Source organism: Streptomyces sp. NPDC005435 (assembly GCF_040703155.1).
Classification (GTDB): domain Bacteria; phylum Actinomycetota; class Actinomycetes; order Streptomycetales; family Streptomycetaceae; genus Streptomyces.
Map to the genome: position 1 here is coordinate 137,314 of NZ_JBEXEQ010000006.1, position 16,956 is coordinate 154,269.

Annotated in this window: 14 protein-coding genes; 6 read left to right on the plus strand and 8 right to left on the minus strand. The window is 73.5% G+C overall.

The features are described 5' to 3' along the window. Positions 1-213 precede the first annotated feature (213 nt). Both AB0898_RS09785 and AB0898_RS09790 read right to left on the minus strand, forming a co-directional pair. Positions 214-846, minus strand: a complete 633-nt coding sequence (locus AB0898_RS09785; RefSeq protein ID WP_366802473.1) for an ATP-binding protein — start codon at positions 844-846, stop codon at positions 214-216. A gap of 613 nt (positions 847-1,459) precedes the next feature. Then, positions 1,460-1,840, minus strand: a complete 381-nt coding sequence (locus AB0898_RS09790; protein ID WP_366802330.1) for an STAS domain-containing protein — start codon at positions 1,838-1,840, stop codon at positions 1,460-1,462. A 337-nt stretch (positions 1,841-2,177) separates the two neighbouring features. Between AB0898_RS09790 and AB0898_RS09795 the strand changes: the two genes are divergently transcribed. Further along, positions 2,178-2,741, plus strand: a complete 564-nt coding sequence (locus AB0898_RS09795) for a sigma-70 family RNA polymerase sigma factor (RefSeq protein WP_366802331.1) — start codon at positions 2,178-2,180, stop codon at positions 2,739-2,741. Beyond that, a complete protein-coding gene (locus AB0898_RS09800) occupies positions 2,738-4,267 on the plus strand; it encodes a zf-HC2 domain-containing protein (RefSeq protein WP_407078318.1) in 1,530 nt (509 codons plus the stop codon). The genes AB0898_RS09795 and AB0898_RS09800 overlap by 4 nt, the downstream gene beginning before the upstream one ends. A gap of 107 nt (positions 4,268-4,374) precedes the next feature. Here AB0898_RS09800 and purU read toward each other — a convergent pair whose 3' ends face one another. Both purU and AB0898_RS09810 read right to left on the minus strand, forming a co-directional pair. Continuing rightward, complete coding sequence (purU, locus tag AB0898_RS09805) at positions 4,375-5,259, minus strand: formyltetrahydrofolate deformylase (RefSeq protein WP_366802332.1); 885 nt, start codon at positions 5,257-5,259, stop codon at positions 4,375-4,377. Positions 5,260-5,363: 104 nt separating this feature from the next. Continuing rightward, positions 5,364-5,864, minus strand: coding sequence for an SCO4402 family protein (locus AB0898_RS09810; RefSeq protein ID WP_366802333.1), 501 nt, complete (start codon positions 5,862-5,864; stop codon positions 5,364-5,366). Positions 5,865-5,981: 117 nt separating this feature from the next. Here AB0898_RS09810 and AB0898_RS09815 point away from each other — a divergent pair, with 117 nt between their 5' ends. Beyond that, the gene (locus AB0898_RS09815) at positions 5,982-7,301 is read left to right on the plus strand and encodes an ABC transporter substrate-binding protein (RefSeq protein ID WP_366802334.1); all 1,320 of its coding nucleotides are present in this window, start codon (positions 5,982-5,984) and stop codon (positions 7,299-7,301) included. Between the two features lie 57 nt (positions 7,302-7,358). Here AB0898_RS09815 and AB0898_RS09820 read toward each other — a convergent pair whose 3' ends face one another. Further along, a complete protein-coding gene (locus tag AB0898_RS09820; protein ID WP_366802335.1) occupies positions 7,359-8,792 on the minus strand; it encodes a hypothetical protein in 1,434 nt (477 codons plus the stop codon). A gap of 200 nt (positions 8,793-8,992) precedes the next feature. Further along, entirely contained in the window at positions 8,993-10,378 is a 1,386-nt protein-coding gene (locus tag AB0898_RS09825; protein ID WP_366802336.1) for a transcriptional regulator, read from the minus strand. A gap of 357 nt (positions 10,379-10,735) precedes the next feature. On the opposite strand from AB0898_RS09825, the gene AB0898_RS09830 reads away from it, so the two are divergent. From AB0898_RS09830 to AB0898_RS09840, 3 genes are read left to right on the plus strand one after another with little or no spacing between them, the layout of a single operon-like run. Continuing rightward, positions 10,736-11,389, plus strand: a complete 654-nt coding sequence (locus AB0898_RS09830; protein ID WP_366802337.1) for a bifunctional DNA primase/polymerase — start codon at positions 10,736-10,738, stop codon at positions 11,387-11,389. 56 nt (positions 11,390-11,445) lie between these two features. Next, positions 11,446-12,222 carry an ABC transporter ATP-binding protein gene (locus AB0898_RS09835; protein WP_366802338.1) on the plus strand — a complete coding sequence of 259 codons (777 nt, stop codon included), beginning with the start codon at positions 11,446-11,448 and terminating at the stop codon, positions 12,220-12,222. Beyond that, positions 12,219-13,811: a transporter gene (locus tag AB0898_RS09840; RefSeq protein ID WP_366802339.1), complete on the plus strand. Its 1,593-nt coding sequence runs from the start codon at positions 12,219-12,221 to the stop codon at positions 13,809-13,811. The genes AB0898_RS09835 and AB0898_RS09840 overlap by 4 nt, the downstream gene beginning before the upstream one ends. Before the next feature lie 198 nt (positions 13,812-14,009). On the opposite strand, the gene AB0898_RS09845 is transcribed toward AB0898_RS09840, so the two are convergent. Continuing rightward, positions 14,010-14,864, minus strand: coding sequence for an alpha/beta hydrolase (locus tag AB0898_RS09845; RefSeq protein WP_366802340.1), 855 nt, complete (start codon positions 14,862-14,864; stop codon positions 14,010-14,012). Between the two features lie 314 nt (positions 14,865-15,178). Then, positions 15,179-15,871 carry a metal-dependent transcriptional regulator gene (locus AB0898_RS09850; protein WP_161179097.1) on the minus strand — a complete coding sequence of 231 codons (693 nt, stop codon included), beginning with the start codon at positions 15,869-15,871 and terminating at the stop codon, positions 15,179-15,181. Between the last annotated feature and the right edge of the window lie 1,085 nt (positions 15,872-16,956).

A 16,956-nucleotide genomic window follows, 5' to 3' on the forward strand; every position in this document is an offset into this window, starting at 1 on the left:
CCCCTGTGCACGCCCGGCGCCGCCGACCGGTGCGACCCACACCCGGCGAGGACTCCGTCACCCCGGCCCTCGCCGTCCCCTCGCGGCGAATCGACGCACACCAGCGTGTTCACACACACTCGACGCGTCAACACCGTATGGGCGAAAGGGACTTCGGCGCACTCTGCGGCGCCCGCGCACGGGAGCACGCCCGGCGCATCGCCGGAACACGGGTCACACGGCCTCGAAGGTGAAGTCCTCGTACGCGGCCATGCCGCCCCCGTACGCCATCGCCACGCCCTCCCGGGGCGGCGAACAGCGGTCCAGTTCGCACCAGATGCTCTTGCCCGCGCCCTCGGCCTGCCAGCCCCAGCGGTCGGCGAGACAGTCCACGAGGGCCAGACCCCGGCCGCCGGTGGCGTCGTCGCCCGCGCACCGCGGTACGGGGGCACGGGAGCTGGCGTCGGCCACTTCGAGGCGCACGGTGGCGGAGACGACGGTCGTGACCGGCTCCTCCGCACCGTCCGCGCCTCTGGGCTCGGCGCCGTCCCCGGCCGGACCGCTCTCCGCGGACCGCTCGGACTCCGGGCCGCCGGCCGCGCCTCTGACCACGCCGTCGGCCGCGCCCTCGACCGCGTCCTCAGCCGCGTCTGCGCCCGTACCGCCGGCTCCGCCGGGCAGCGAGAGCCGCAGCAGGGCCGGACGCCCCGTGTGCACCACCGCGTTGGTCACCAGCTCGGAGACGAGCAGGATCAGAGTCTCGGCCAACGGTTCGTCGGCCGCTATCCCGAGCCCGGCGAGCCGGGAGCGGGCCCACTTGCGTGCCCGTCTCACCTCCTCGGGGTCGGGCCGGATCTCCAGCTGCACTTGAAGCACCTGCACCGCTCACACCATCCGAACCGGCGGACACATGACCCCACGCCACCCCTCGGTCGCGACACGATCCGCGACGTCCGACACGGCGAGGGCCACGATCGTAGCCATTTTCTGCATGGCCAGAACAACGGCCAGAGCAAGGGTCACGGAACGTGATTCCCTTACGAGACAGCATGGTTGACGTACAGTCACCCCAACAAGCGCTTCGGGCATATTCCCGCGCGAAGGAGTACCCGTGCGGCATACTGTGCGACGCGCATGTCGAGGAGTCGAACAATCGGGCCGGTATTCCACCGTCACCCCGTGAACAGCGGCGCGCGCCACCGAGTCCGGGAACGCCCCAGGGGCATCACCGGCACCACTGGTGCTCGCTGCCACTCGCATCTCACCCAAGGTACCCGAGCGGACCGCCGACTCCGGGCCGTGACGAGTCGCGGAACGGACACAACCCGATATCGACGCTCAGTGATGCGACTTCGCCACGATCCGCGACATCCGTGGCCATGAATTCCCGCGCCGGAGCGTCGAATTACCGGAAGATCATCTTCCGAGACGCTTTATGTCCCCGGTTCAAGGACCGGTTCAGATCCGGCTCAGATCCGGCTCAGGCCGTGAGCGAGTCCGGCTCGTCGGCGGTCGCGGAGACCACGTCCGCGCGGACGTCGAAGAGGCGCCGGACCCCGAGCGCGCCGAGGACGCGGTTGACATGGGAGCCGTCCTCCGCGCCCCGGTCCGGCAGGATCAGCCGCAGCCGGCCCTGACAGGAGCGGATGAGCCGGCGGGAGGCGATGAGCACGCCGACGCCACTGGAATCGCAGAAGAAGACGTCGGAAAGGTCGAGGACCAGGCTGTGATGCCCCTCGGCGACCACGTCGTGCACGCGCTGGCGCAGTACCGGCGAGGTCACCAGGTCCAGTTCACCGCAGACTCGGAGCACGGCCCACGCGCCCCGCTCGGCGCCGGTCACTTCGAATGCCACGGCCACACCCCTCCGCTCGGCGGATCTCGCGGAACCGCCCGGAAATGGAAGCAGCCCCTACGTTTCTTTCCGCGCGGCTGCCCAGCGGGCGTTTCCCTGAAACACGAATTGGCAAACCGCGGAGGATCGGCAAAGGTCTTGTTTCGGTCACTATCAATCCTGTTCGATCGGAGTTGGACCATGCAAGAGTGAAGGCCGTGTGAAGGAGGCCCTATCACCTGCGACGGAGCAGGGGGCGCACATTGACACAAAGGGGCGTGCGCTGTCAGACGTGCCGACTACATTCGGGAGAAGGTCACCGGGACACCGGCCCGGGCCCGTACCGGGCGAGGGGAGGAACGGCATGGCGCAGCAGGACGTACCGCACCGCTGGGACCGCGTGATGCAGCAGCGGCTGGCCCGCGGGGAGGCGGCGGCGCTCGGTGAGCTGTACGACCGGTACGCCTCGCTGGTGCACGGCCTCGCCCACCGCGTCCTCGGCGAGGAGGGCGCCGCCGACGCCCTGACCCGCGAAGTCTTCGCCCACCTGTGGCAGCACCCCGAGACCTACGACCCCCGCCGGGAGCCGCTGCGCACCTGGATCGCGGCGGTGACGCGCCGGCTGGCGGTACGGCGGCTGCGGGACGACGAGACGGCCGCGCTGGACGGGGGCGGCGGCTCGCCGGAGGAGGTCGAGTACAAGGTGCACCGCGCGGCGGTCGCCGCCCGCGCCGACTACATCGTCCACTCGATGCCCCAACCCCTGCGCGCCGCCCTGGAGTTGGCCTACTTCCAACGCCGCGACTACCGCAGCACCGCCGCCGATCTCGACGTCACCGAGGACGAGGCCCGCCGCCGCCTCCGCCTCGGCCTCCAGCTCCTCTCCACAGCCCACGACACCCCACCGCCCGACGGGGGAACCCGATGACGACCCCCGACCCCCGAGCCGACGCCCCGAACGGCCCCGGCACCCCCGATGACACCGAGGAACGCCTCCCCCGGCAACACCACGAGGGGGCTACCGCCCGGAAACCCGAAACAGCGACCACCACGGGACACTCCGGCACGGAGAGCCCCTGGGCGCTGCCCGACGGGGAACAGCCCGGTACGGAGAACGCCTGGGTGCGTCCCGGCGGGAACCGGCCGGGCGCGGAGGGCCGCTGGGCGCGGTCCGGCGGGAACCAGCCCGGCGCGGAGAGCGCGGGAGCACGGCCCGGCGGCGAAGGTCATGGCGCGGCAGGCGCCCGGGTACGGCTCGACGGGGAGCGGCTCGGCATGGACAGCACCGGGACGCGGCCCGAACCGCCCCGCGCGGACGGCGTCAGGGCGCGGCCCGAGCGCGTTCCCCTGCCCCGGGAGGCCGGCGAAAACGCGGAAGCCGGCGCGGCGTTGTCGCACGAGGTGCTGCGGTCGTTGCTCGGGGCGTGGGCGCTGGCCGCTTGTTCGGGGGCGGAGACGGAGGCGGTGGAGGAGCATCTGGGGGAGTGCGGGGCGTGTGCCGAGGAGGCGCGGCGGTTGCGGGAGGCGGTGGAGCTGCTGCACCGGCCCGAGCCGCTCGACGTCGACCCCACGCTGCGCGCCCGGGTCCTGGAGACCTGTCTGAGCCGCCGCCCGCCGCGCGTCCCCGTTCCCGACTGGGCCGACGCCTACGACGCCGAGACCGCCCGTCTGGACGCGCTGCTCCAGGACTTCGGCGACGCCGAGTGGCACGCGCCCGTACGGCTGCGGTGGTTCGGCGCCGAGGGCGCGACCAGCCGCCGTACGACCGTCGCCGGGGTCATCGCGCATCTGCTCTCGGTGGACGGCCTGGTGGCCACCGCGCTCGGTCTGGAGGACCCGCTGACCGAGGCCCTGGCCGAACAGGCCCGCGGCGCCGGCGGCCCGGCCGAGCGGACCGAGGCGTTCTGGCAGGCCTCGCACTTCCCGCCCACCCGCCACGTCCGCGAACCCTGGCGCGACCAGAGCCACCGCCTCGTACGCACCGCGTCGTTCACCGGCGGCCGCGCCCGAGGCTTCGAGGTGTCCTACGGCGACTTCGCGCTCCCGCTGCACGACGCGATGCTGGACCGCGCCTTCGAGTGCTGGGTCCACGCCGAGGACATCGCGCGGGCGGTGTCCTACCCCTACGACCCGCCCGCACCCCGCCACCTGGGCAGGCTGATCGACCTGGCGATCCGGATGCTCCCGTCCGTCCTGGCCGCCCTCCCCCAGGCACCGCCCGGCACCGTCCTCCTGGAGATCGAGGGCAGCCCGTACGGCAACACGTACCTGATCCCCCTCGACCCCCGCACCCCCGACGCCGACCAGGTGGCCCAGGTAGCGCTGGACGGAGTCGAGTTCTGCCGCCTGGCAGCGGGCCACATCTCCCCGGAGGAAGCAGCGGCGGGCCAGAAGGGCGACAGGGACGCGATCAGGGCAGTACTGACGGCAACAGCAAGCCTGAGCCGGATGTAAGAAACGCTCAGCGGTCCAACCTGAAGGGGCGCGGGGCTGTGTCGATTTGCGGCTACCGCCGCGTGGGCGCGACAAGCCCACCACAGACCCGCACCCGCCAACGAAGCTCAGGCAAACACGACGGTCCGGCGCCCGTTAAGAAGAATCCTCCGCTCCGCATGCCACTTGACGGCCCGCGCCAGCGCCTGACACTCCACATCCCGGCCCACGGCGACCAGCTGGTCCGGGGTGACCTCATGCCCCACCCGCTCGACCTCCTGCTCGATGATCGGCCCCTCGTCAAGATCCGCGGTCACGTAATGCGCGGTCGCACCGATGAGCTTGACCCCCCGCTCGTGCGCCTGGTGATACGGCTTCGCCCCCTTGAAGCTCGGCAGGAACGAGTGGTGGATGTTGATGATCCGCCCGCTCAGCGCCTTGCACAGGTCGTCCGAGAGGACCTGCATATAGCGGGCGAGCACGACCAGCTCGACGTTCTCCTCCCGCACCAGCTCAAGCAGCCGCGCCTCCGCCTGGGCCTTGGTGTCCCGGGTGACGGGGATGTGGTGGAAGGGGATGTTGTACGACCCCACCAGTTCCTCGAACTCGGTGTGGTTGGACACCACGGCCGCGATCTCCACAGGGAGCGCCCCGGTCCGGGCCCGGAACAGCAGGTCGTTCAGGCAGTGCCCGAACTTGCTGACCATGAGGACGATGCGCATCTTCTGGTCGGCCCGGTGGATCTGCCAGTCCATGTGGAAGGCGTCACCGATGGCCGTGAAGCTGGCGCGCAGCTTGTCCACCGTCACCGGCGCCTCGGCCGTGAAGTGGACGCGCATGAAGAACAGACCCGTGTCGTGGTCGCCGAACTGCTGGCTGTCCTCGATGTTGCAGCCGGTCATGAACAGATAGCTCGACACGGCGTGCACGATGCCCTTTTTGTCGGGGCACGAGAGAGTCAGGACGTACTGGTCCGCCGCACCGGCGGCGACGCGGCTGGGCTGCTCGTTCATGCGTCACACGATCTCACGCCGGACCGCCCCGGCGGACGGGGTGTCCGGCAGACGGACCCACGAGGACCCACAGCGGCCCCCACCAGGCTCCGACGGCGGCAGCCCTACGCGGACCGGGTCATGATCTGCAGCACCTCAAGGCTGCGCGGCGGCGCCTCCGGATCGTCCGCGTCACTGGTCGCCAGCCGCAGATGGGCGTCGCGCGCGGCCCGTACCGCCTCCGGCCAGCCGGGGTGGTCGAGGTAGGCGGAGACCGGCGCGTCCGGGCCGACCTGGTGCATGATCCGCAGGACCCGCAGCACGGCGGTGTCGACGAGCGCCGCCTCCTGCGAGTCCCGGAATATCGTGCCGACGTATTTCTCGGCCGACCAGTTGTCCAGCCAGGTGTCCTCCACCAGCCGGTAGACGGCGTCGGTGACGTCGCCGTACCCGGGTACGCCGGCCAGCCAGACGTCCCGCTGGAAGACCGGGTCGGAGAGCATGTGCAGCGCGGAACGCACGGTGCAGCGCCAGCGCCACCAGGGCATGTCGTTGAGTGGCATGACGCCCATGGTGGTCGAGCGACGGCCGCGACGGGAAGTGTTCTCCGAACCTTGCACGGTCAACGATCGTACGTTCCGTGTCCGCGGCGCCCTATTCGCCCCCGCTGTTCACCCCGCTGTCACCCGGTGTCGACCGAGGGTCACCTCCGGGTTGGGGACGTGAGGGAATCGTGCGTGTCCATGACCGGCAGTCGACTCACCCGCACCTTCTTCCCCTCCCCCCGCTCCCGGCGCACCCGCACCGCCGCCCGGTACGCCGGGGCCCTGGCCGTGTGCGCCTCCCTCACCGCCGGGTGCGGTGTGGTGGGCGGCCCGGACTCCGGGGGCGGCACGGTGAAGGTCATGACCTGGGCACCGGAGAACACCGGCGCCACCAACAAGCCCGGCATGCCCGCCATGGCCGTCGCGTACGCGAAGTGGATCAACTCGCGCGGCGGCATCGGCGGCCACAGGCTCCAGGTGCTGACCTGCAACGAGCGCAACGACAGCGTGAGCGCGGCCGCGTGCGCCCGGCGCGCGGCGGACGAGGGCGCGGTCGCGGTCGTCGGCTCGTACAGCCAGTTCGCGGACTCCTACCTCGCCCCGCTGGAGAGCGCGGGCGTCCCCTACATCGGCGGCTACGGCATCACCAGCGACGAGTTCATGAGCCCGCTGTCGTACCCGGTCAACGGCGGCCAGCCCGCGCTGCTCGCCGGGCTCGGCCGGACGCTGTCGGGCAGCTGCGGCCCCGTCACGCTGGTCCGCCCCGACAGCATCGCCGGGGACGAGCTGCCCCCGCTGCTGGACGCGGGCCTCAAGGCGGGCGGCCACACCCCGGCGGCCGACCAGCACGCCGCCGAGGACGCCACCGAGTACAACGCCGACGCCGACCGGGCGCTGCGCGCGGCGACGGCCGACCCGGCGCTCAAGGGGTGCGTGGTGCCGGCGCTCGGGGACCGCACGAACACCTTCATGGACTCCTTCCGGCGCGCCCGCCCCGGCTTCCCGGCGGTGCGCACGGCGACCGTGCTGGGCAGCGTCGACCAGTCGGTGATCAACGCGACGGGCGGGGCGACCGGCCCGTACGAGGGCGCGTACGTCACCAGCTGGTACCCGCCGGCCTCCGACCCGCGCTGGGACACGATGAAGAAGATCATCAACACGGAGGCGTTCGGCGACAACCGCATCGACCCGGCGGACGCCGGTGTGCAGACCACGTACATCGCCTACACCGTGCTGACGGCGGCCCTGCGGAAGATCGGGGACGGCGACATGACCGCCGACGCGGTCCGGCACACCCTCAACCACGGGCTGCGGGTGGGCACCGGCGGGCTGACCCCGACCCTGCGCTGGCCGAACGAGGCCCCGCTGGCGGAGGTCGGCTTCCCGCGCCTGGTCAACGCGGACGTGACCGTCCAGGTGGTCCGGGACGGCAGGCTGGTCGCGGCGAGGCGGGGTACGGCGGCGGCCTCCGAGGTCACCGACATGACCGGCACCCTGAAGAAGGCGGACGTGGACTGAGCCGTACGGCGAGAAGGGCCCGGCGCCCGGGGTGCTCCCCCGGCGCCGGGCCCTTCGTCACAGCTGGACCTGCTGGCGTGTGGTGAGGCCGTACTTGTTCGCGATGGTGTTCCACAGCTGGGAGGCGCGCGCCTTCTGGGAGCTGGCGGTGACGCTCGCCCGGTCGCCCTGCTGGGTCTGGCCGGTGGCGCGCGCGTGGCCCCGGGGGCAGCCGCGCTTGCCGGCCGCCTGGCCCGCCCAGGCCGCGTAGTGGTTGTCGGCGGCGGCGGACGCCTGCCAGGCCTTGGTCAGCGAGTCCTTCAGCGCGGCGTTGTCCGGCAGCTTGTCCAGGGACAGCTTGCCGAGCCGGGTGACCAGCTCGTTGCGCTGCCGGGCGGCGTCGCGCAGGTCGGTGGCGGCCTGGCCGAGGTCGCGGCAGGCCTTGATGTTCTCCACCGAGCGGATCACCTGGGCGCGGCTGTTGCCGCTGTCGGCGAGCACCTGGTCGAGCGCGACGGCCTGCTGCTTGGCCGGGTCGGCGCCCGCGGCGGCGGACGGCTCGGTGGCGGCCGGGCTGGAGGCGGCGGCCGCGGTGGGGTCCGGCTTCTTGTCGTCCCCGCCGCTGCTGAGCAGCGCGCCCGCGCCGATGCCGAGGACGACGATGCCGATGCCCACGGCGGCGATCACCGGGACGCGCGAGCCGGTGCGGCCGCCGCCCCGGCGTCCGCCGTCGTCCTCGTCCACCGGGGGCCGGTAGGCGGGCTGCCCGGAGATCACCGGGGCCTGGCCGACGGGCGCCGAGGGGACGCGCGGCATCTGCTGGGTGGAGCCCTCGCCGGCCTGCGGGCCGCGGAAGAGGTTGTCGAACTCGGCGGGCGGCTGCCGCTCGCCGTCGTCGCCCGGGTAGGGCGGGATGTACTGGGTGGCCGCCTCGGCGTGCGCGGCTCCGGGCTGCGCCGGGCCGCCCATCTCGGGCGGCAGCGCGCCGCCGCTCACCGGGGGTATGTACTGCGTGGCCGCCTCGGCCGCGCCGCCGCCCGGCACCGGGGGTATGTACTGCGTCGCGCCCTCGGGACCCGCGCCGGGCACCGGGGGCATGTACTGGGTGGCGGCCTCGTGCATCGGGGGCATGGGCGCCCCGGCGGCCGGGTAGCCCTGGCCGCCGCCGTTGTCCGCGTACTGGCCGCCGTTGTGCTCCGCGTACTGCGGGTACGTCTCACCGCCGCCGTACGACGGTGCCGGGGCACTCTCGGGCGGCATCGGGCCGGGACCGCCCGGCTGCTCGGGGGCGGGCCAGTGCTGGGTGGCCTCGTGGGGCCAGCCCTGGCCCTGCTGCGGGGCGCCCTGGCCGGGGCCCCACTCACCGCCCCAGGTCTGGCCGCCGGGCGGCGCGGAGGGCGCGGGTGCGCCCGTCGTGCCCGGCAGCAGGGGCTCGCCTCCGTCGGAGGGCAGCACGATGCCTTCGTGCGCGGCTCGCGCCGAGGGCTCCTCGCCCTGTCCACTCTGCGTCACCGGGACTCCTGTGAATGGGGGACCTTCGGAATCGTCGGCTCACGCTACCGGGTCTGTCGAGCCCGGTGCCACGCAGCTCAGGGCCACAGCGGCTTCCCTGTGACACCCGTAACAAAACCCGCCCCCACCACGCTGTATTCGGCACCCGCGAGCGACGCGGGTGCCGTTCACCGTCCCTTCACACCTCGAAGGCCGCTCGTTCAGGCGGCCTGGCGTACGTCGAGCCGGGCCCCGAACTCCCTGACGACCGCCTCCTCCCGGAAGGGTTCGAGGCGCTGCTGAAGATCCGTCAGATACTCGGCGCCCCGGTCGGAGCGCAGGGTCTCCAGGAGTTCGACCGCCTTCATCCCGGTCTGGCACGCCTGCTCGATCTCGCGGCGCTGCACCTGTGCGGTGGCGAGCAGGACGTAGCCGATGGCGCGGCGCCGGGCGCGCGAGGGGGGGTGCCCGGCGAGCGACTGCTCGGCGTACCGGGCGGACACCTCCGGGCGGCCGAGGTCGCGGTGGCAGTGCGCCAACTCGTCGGCCAGATAGGCCTGGTCGAAGTGCGCGATCCACGCCGGGTCGTCGCCGCCGGCCGCCTCCGCGCGCTCCAGCGCCGCGATCGCCCGCCCTGAGGCGGTGTCGGCCGAGCGGCCGTCGCCGAGCAGGGCGTGCCCGCGCGCCTCGGCCGCGTGGAACATCGACTCCGCGCGCGGGGTCACCCGGCCCCGGGCACCCTCCTGCGCGGCACGCGCCAACTGGGCGATCTCGCGCGGGTTTCCGAGCTGGGCGGCGAGATGGCTCATGGAGGCGGCGAGCACATAGCCGCCGTAGCCCCGGTCGCCGGCCGCCTGCGCGAGGCGCAGCGACTGGATGTAGTACCGCTGGGCCAGGCCCGGTTGGCCGGTGTCCACGGCCATGTACCCGGCCAGCTCGGTCAACCGGGCGACGGCGGAGAAGAGTTCACGCCCGACCGCCTCCCGGTACGAGCCCGCGAGCAGGCCGGAGACCACGCTGTTCAGGTAGTGCACGACGACCGGGCGCACATGCCCGCTGCCGTAGGTGTGGTCCAGGCCCACCAGCGCCTCGGTCATGGAGCGCACGGCGGCCACGTCGGAGCGGCCCACGCGCGGGCCCGCCTGCCGCGCCACCGCCGCGTCCGGCGCGGAGATCAGCCAGTCGCGGCTGGGCTCGACGAGCGCGGAGGCGGCGACGGAGGAGCCGGACAGGAAGTCCCGCCTGCCCACGTCGCTGCGCCACAGCTCGCAGACCTGCTCGATGGCCCCCAGTACCGTCGGCGAGAACTGGAGGCCCACGCCCGAGGCGAGGTTCTTGCCGTTGGCCATGCCGATTTCGTCGATCGTGACCGTACGGCCGAGCTTGCGGCCCAGCGCCTCGGCGATGACGGCCGGGGCGCGCCCGCGCGGCTGCTGGCCGCGCAGCCAGCGGGCCACGGACGTCTTGTCGTAGCGCAGGTCGAGACCGTGCTCGGCGCCGCACATGTTGACGCGCCGGGCCAGTCCCGCGTTCGAACACCCCGCTTCCTGGATCAGTGCTTGCAGCCGTTCGTTCGGCTGCCTCGCCACTAGCGGCCTCGCGGCCATCCGCTACCCCCTGCGAAACCCCGGAGCGTGAAGATCCGGCCGGACGATCCGGTCGATTCAGATCACTGCCCAGTCGACATAACGTCAATGCGCGACATGTGCGGTTTGCCGGGGTAAAGGCGGCGGCCTCTCCCCCCGCGCGGGTCCGGCGGCACCGTGCCCGGACCCTCCGGCGGGCCCGGCGACGCCCGCCGCGCCTGCCTTACGGCCCCCCGGACGTGGCTACCCGCGCCACATCCCCGCCCCTCCCGCGCGCCCCCGTGGATGCATCCATGCGCCCCGGGGGGCGGGCCGGTGCTCCTCCCCCGCGCGCGGGGAAGGCCGTAACCACCGTCCGGCGGGAGAGTTGAGTGGATCGTGACCGACACGAGCGCGGGCCCCGCAGCCGCCCAGATCCCGCACCAGCGCGCGGATCCCCTGCTGGAGACCGCCGTACGCTACGCCGACGAGCGGCGCTGGGACGTGGTCGCGGGCAGCTGGCTGGAGACCGCGGGCGGGATGCTGTACTGCTCGTGCGGGGACGACGACTGCCCCGCGCCGGGGGCGCATCCCACCCGGCCCGACTGGGCGGCGCTCGCCACCCGCAGTGTGCGGGCGGTGCGCGGGATGTGGCAGCGGCGGCCGACGGCCTCGATCCTGCTGCCGACCGGGCGCACCTTCGACACGCTGTCCGTCCCGGAGAGCGCGGGCCTGCTGGCGCTGGCCCGCATGGAGCGCATGGGCCTGATCCCGGGCCCGGTGATCCGCACCGTCGACGGCCGGACCGAGTTCTTCGTGCTGCCCGGCGGCTCCGCGAAGATGCCCGACCTGCTGCGCCGGCTCGGCTGGTACCCCGCCTCCCTGGACCTGACCTCCCTCGGCGAGGGCCGCTACGTCGCCGCCCCGCCCTCCCGCGTCGGCACCCGGGGCGCCGCCCAGTGGGCCTGCCCGCCGTCCGTCGCCAACCGGTGGCTCCCGGACGCGGAGGAGGTGGTCCCGGCGCTGGCGTACGCCTGCGGACGGGACCGCTGATCACCGAGTGGGCCGGGCCCCTGACCAGGAACACCCAAGTCCCTTAGGGTTTCGGCATGACCGAGGCAGCAGTGCGGATACGGGGACTCTGGAAGCGGTTCGGGCAGCACGTCGCGGTCGGGGGGATCGACCTCGATCTGCCCGCCGGGAAGTTCATCGGACTGGTCGGCCCCAACGGGGCCGGGAAGACCACCACCCTGTCCATGGTGACCGGGCTGCTCCGGCCCGACCAGGGCAGCGTGGAGATCGCCGGGCAGGACGTCTGGCGCGACCCGGTGGCCGTCAAGGCCCGGATCGGGGTGCTGCCGGAGGGGCTGCGGCTCTTCGAGCGGCTGTCCGGGCGGGAACTGCTCGGCTACTCCGGCCGGATGCGCGGGCTGCCCGGCGCCGAGGTCGACAAGCGGGCCACCCAGCTGCTCGACGTGCTCGACCTGGCCGGGGCCCAGCACAAGCTGGTCGTCGACTACTCGACCGGTATGCGCAAGAAGATCGGGCTGGCCGCCGCCCTGCTGCACAACCCCGAAGTGCTCTTCCTGGACGAGCCGTTCGAGGGCGTGGACCCGGTGTCCGCGCAGACCATCCGGGGCGTCCTGGAGCGCTACACCGCCTCCGGTGCCACCGTCGTCTTCTCCTCGCACGTCATGGAGCTGGTGGAGTCGCTGTGCGACTGGGTGGCCGTGCTGGCCGCCGGACGCATCCGCGCCACCGGCACGCTGGCCGAGGTGCGCGGGGAACATCCCACTCTCCAGGCCGCGTTCCTCGAACTCGTCGGCGCCCACGACCGCGCCGCCGGCTCCGAGCTGGACTGGCTGGGCGGCGGTGCCCCGCGATGACCGCCCTGACCCCCACCCTCGTCCGGCTGAAGCTGTCGCTGCTGCGCGGCGGGCTGCGCCAGTCGGCGGGCCGCCGGGCCGCGTTCGTCTGCTCGGCCCTCGCCGCGCTGCTGGTCGGCCTGCTCCAGATGCTGGGCCTGATCGCCCTGCACTGGCACGCACACGCCGTGAACGTCGCCGTACCGGCCGCGGCCGTGCTCGCGCTCGGCTGGGCCGTGATGCCGCTGTTCTTCCCGAGCGGCGACGAGACGCTGGACCCGACCCGGCTGGTGATGCTCCCGCTGCGGCCCCGGCCGCTGGTACGCGCGCTGCTCGCCGCCTCGCTGGTCGGCATCGGCCCGGTGTTCACGCTGCTGGTGCTGACCGGCTGCGTGGTGGCGCTCGCGCACGGCCCGGCCGGATGGGCGGCCGCCGTCGTCGCCCTGCCGCTCGCACTGCTGGTGTGCGTGGCGCTGGCGCGTACGGTCGCGACGGCCAACGTACGGCTGCTCACCAGCCGCCGGGGCCGGGACCTCGCGGTGCTGAGCGGGCTGGTGATCGCCATCGGGGCGCAGGTGCTCAACTTCGGTCTGCAGCGGCTGGGTTCGGCGTCCGGGCTCGGACAGCTCGGGCCGGTGGCCGACGTGCTGTCCTGGGTGCCGCCCGCCTCGGCACTGGCCGCCGTGCACTCGGCGAGTACGGGATCGTACGGTCTCGCGCTGGCCCGACTGGCCTTGTCTCTCCTTGCGTTGGCGCTGCTGATCGCGGCCTGGGCGCGCGGTCTGACCCGGCTGATGACCGCCCCGGACGGCTCCACGCTCCAGGGCGCCGACACCAGCGCGCCCGACCGCGCCTCGGCGGGCCTGCTGGGCCGGCTGCTGCCGGCGGGCCGCACCGGCGCCGTCATGGAACGCACCCTGCGCTACATCTGGCGCGACCCCAAGACCAAGGCCGCGTGGGTCACCTCGCTGGCGATCGGGCTCATCGTGCCGGTGTTCAACGCCGTGCAGGGCACCGGCTCCGTCTACTTCGCGTGCTTCGCCTCGGGGATGCTCGGGATGCAGATGTACAACCAGTTCGGGCAGGACGCCTCCGCCTTCTGGATGGTCGCCATGACCATCTCCTCGCCCCGCGACGCCTACGCCGAGCTGCGCGGGCGCGCGCTGGCCCTGCTGCTGATCACCCTGCCGTACGCGCTCCTGGTGACCTCGGTGACGACCGCGATCCTCGGCGACTGGGACCGGCTGCCCGAGGTGCTGGGGCTGTCCCTGGCGCTGCTCGGCGCGATGCTGGCGACCGGGGCGTGGATGTCGGCGCGCTTCCCCTACTCGATCCCGCAGGAGGGGCACCGGAACGTCGCCCCGGGGCAGGCGGGGCTCGCCTTCGCGGCGATCTTCGGGGGCATGGTGTCGGCGGCGCTGCTGTGCGCGCCGGTGATCGCTGCGGTGATCTGGCTGAATGTCTCCGACGGGGGTGCGGGGTGGGCTTGGGTGATGTTGCCCCTGGGGGCGGTGTACGGGGCGGGGGTGACCGTGGCGGGGCTGCGGTTGGCCGCGCCGCGGACGGTGGGGCGGTTGCCGGAGATTCTGGTGGCGGTCAGTCGGGGCTGAGGGGTGGGGCCGGCGTTCTTCGGAGGGTCGGGGGCTGGTGTTTTCGGGGGTGCGGGGTCGGCGGTTTTCAGGGACACGGGAACCGGTGTTTTCAGGGACACGGGAACCGGTGTTTTCAGGGGCGCGGGGAACTGCGCGACCAGCCCAGGCGGCGGCGCACCCGAACACCCGCAGAACCCACCCCGCCCCTGAAGAACGTCAGGCCAGCCCACTCAAGAACGGCTCCACCGCCCTCCGCCACGCCGCCGGCTGGTCGTAGTGGATGAGATGGCCCGCGTCGGTGATCTCCGCGTACTCACCCCGGGGAAGCACACGGACCATCTCCTGCGCCTCCGCGCGGCCGAGCTCGCCGTCGAGGCCGCGCACGACCAGGGTGGGGCAGGCGACCTGGGCCAGTTCCTCCCAGTGGGCGTCGTGGACCCAGGTCTCGCGGGTGCGGAGCATCCGCTCGGGCTCGAAGACGGGGCGCCAGCCGTCCGCGCACTCGTGCATGACCTCGGCGTAGAACTCACCCCGGGTGCGGCTCGGGCGCTCCAGGCGGGGGTCGTCCTCGCCGAACCATCTGCGGACGTCCGCGAGGGTGGCGAAGGGGACCGGCCAGGAGCGGAACCACTCGTCCCACTCGCGCTGCGAGGCCGCGCCGAGCGCGGAGGCGCGCATGTCGCAGATGACGAGGCCGCGCACCAGGTCGGGGCGGCGGGCGGCGAGCTGCCAGGCCGTCAGGGCGCCCATGGCGTGGCCGATGAGGACGGCGGGGGCGAGACCCAGCTGTTCGAGGGCGGCCTCGGCGTCCGCCACGTAGTCCTCGCGGGTGCAGGCGGCCGCCGGGGGGTGCTCGCTGCGGCCGTGGCCGCGCTGGTCGAGCGCCACCGCGCGATACCGCTCCGCGAGCCAGCGGGCGGTGGCGGCCCAGTGCGAGGCGCGGCCCATGAGCCCGTGGAGCAGCAGCACGCCGGGGAGGGCGGAGTCGGCCCCTTCCTTGGGCGGGTCCGCGAACTCCCAAGCGGCCAGCCGTACGCCGCCCGCTCCTGTCACGTCGATACGCCGTGCCATCGCCTGGCACCCCCCAGCCTTGCCTGTCTCGTACCGGTGTACTGCCCTGTCGTCGTCTGCCGTGGTCCGTCGTCCTGCTCTCGCAGGCTATCGAACTGCTATTCGAACATCGGGTCTGTGCGAGAAACACCCCTCGTTCGAGTGACACCAGAAGAGGAATGATCGCCACCGCCGAGGGGATCTTCTCTGGCGAGGGGGGCGGACCGCTCGGGGAAAAACGGTCCGAAGCTGACCCTGGGAGCTCGGGGCTCCGGGTCAGCGTCCGGGGAGGTGAGACCCCGGCGCCGCGGCGGCGCCGGGGTTCTCGTTTCGTCTCAGCGCTTGGCGACGAAGACGTGCGAGGCGACCTCCGAGGCCAGCTCGGCGGCCTCACCGCCGCTGCCGACCAGGACGCCGCCCGCCGACTCGGTCACGCTCACCACGGATCCGGGCTGCACGCCCGCGCGCCGCAGCGTGTACATCAGCTGCGCGTCCGTCTGGATCGGCTCCCCGATCCGGCGGACGACCACCGTCTTGCCGTCCTGGCCCGGGTCGAGGTCGGCCAGCGAGACCATGCCCTCGTCCAGGAACGGGTCGGCGCCGTCCTTCTCGCCCAGCTCCTCAAGGCCCGGGATCGGGTTGCCGTACGGCGACTCGGTGGGGTGGCGCAGCAGTTCGAGCACGCGGCGCTCGACCGCCTCGCTCATCACGTGCTCCCAGCGGCAGGCCTCGGCGTGCACCTGCTCCCACTCCAGACCGATGACGTCCACGAGCAGGCACTCGGCGAGCCGGTGCTTGCGCATCACGCGGGTGGCCAGCCTGCGGCCCTCGTCGGTCAGCTCCAGGTGGCGGTCGCTGGCCACGGACACCAGCCCGTCCCGCTCCATGCGCGCCACCGTCTGGCTCACGGTCGGCCCGCTCTGGTCGAGCCGCTCCGCGATGCGGGCGCGCATGGGGACGACGCCTTCCTCTTCCAGTTCGAGGATGGTGCGGAGATACATCTCCGTGGTGTCGATCAGTCCGGACATACGTGCCCCTCGATTACCTCTGCCGGAGGCTCACCGCTCCCCGGCGCGTGCGCTGGCCCAGAACTCAATTCTGCCGGATACCACCGACAACCGTGCCGCCCCGGCAAAACCGGGGTGCGCCGGAGCGCCGACACGGCAAAACCGGAACGACGCCACGCGGCTCAACCGAGACGAAGACCGGTGGGCCCAGCCTCGACGACCGGAGGCCAGGGGCCAGAGGCCGGAGGCCAGGGGGCGGAGGCCAGGGGCTGGGGCCAGGGGCTGGGGCCAGGGGCTGGGGCCCAGGGGCCAGGGGCCAGGGGGCCAGGGGCCGGGAGTCGGTGGCCAGGGCCGGAGCCGGAGGCCGGAGGGCCAGGGGCCGGGGGGCCGGGAGCCAGAGTTGGGGCCAGCGGCCGCAGGGCCCGGAGGCCCGGGGATGGCTTGGGCGGTGGCCAAGGCCGGGCCGGGGCCTGTCGCCCGAGCCGGGTCCCGCACCGGGGACCCTCGCCTCCGCAGGCGGGTCCCACACCAGGGCCAAGGGCCGGAGGCCCGGGAGCCGGAAGCCGGGAGTCAGGGGCCGGAGGCCGGAGGCCCGGGGGGCTCGGGCGGTGGCCAAGGCCGGGCCGGGGCCTGTCGCCCGAGCCGGGGTCCGCACCGGGGCCCCTCGCCTCCACGGGCGGGTCCCGCACCGGGGCCAAGGCCGGAGGCCTGGAAGCCGGGAGCCAGAGGCCGGAGGCCAGGGGCCAGGGGCCGGAGGCCAGGGGGCGGAGGCCCGGGGGTGGCTTGGGCGGTGGCCAAGGCCGGGCTGGGGCCTGTCGCCCGAGCCGGGTCCCGCGCAGGGGCCAAGAGCCGGAAGCCCGGGGCCAGAAGCCAGGGCCAGGGGGCCGGGGGCTCGGGGGCCGCTCGGGCGGGGGCCAAGGGCGGGCCGGGGTCTGTCGCACGGGCCGGGGCCCGCACCGGGCCCCCGGCTTCGTCGTCAGGTTCCGTACCGGGTCCCGTCGCCGGCGCGGCCAACTCCCGCGCAGGGCAGCCGCCGAACCGCCGGAGGCACCCCGTATTGACACCGAGATGGTCCAGACCGCACCGTGATCCGCGACACCGAGCGC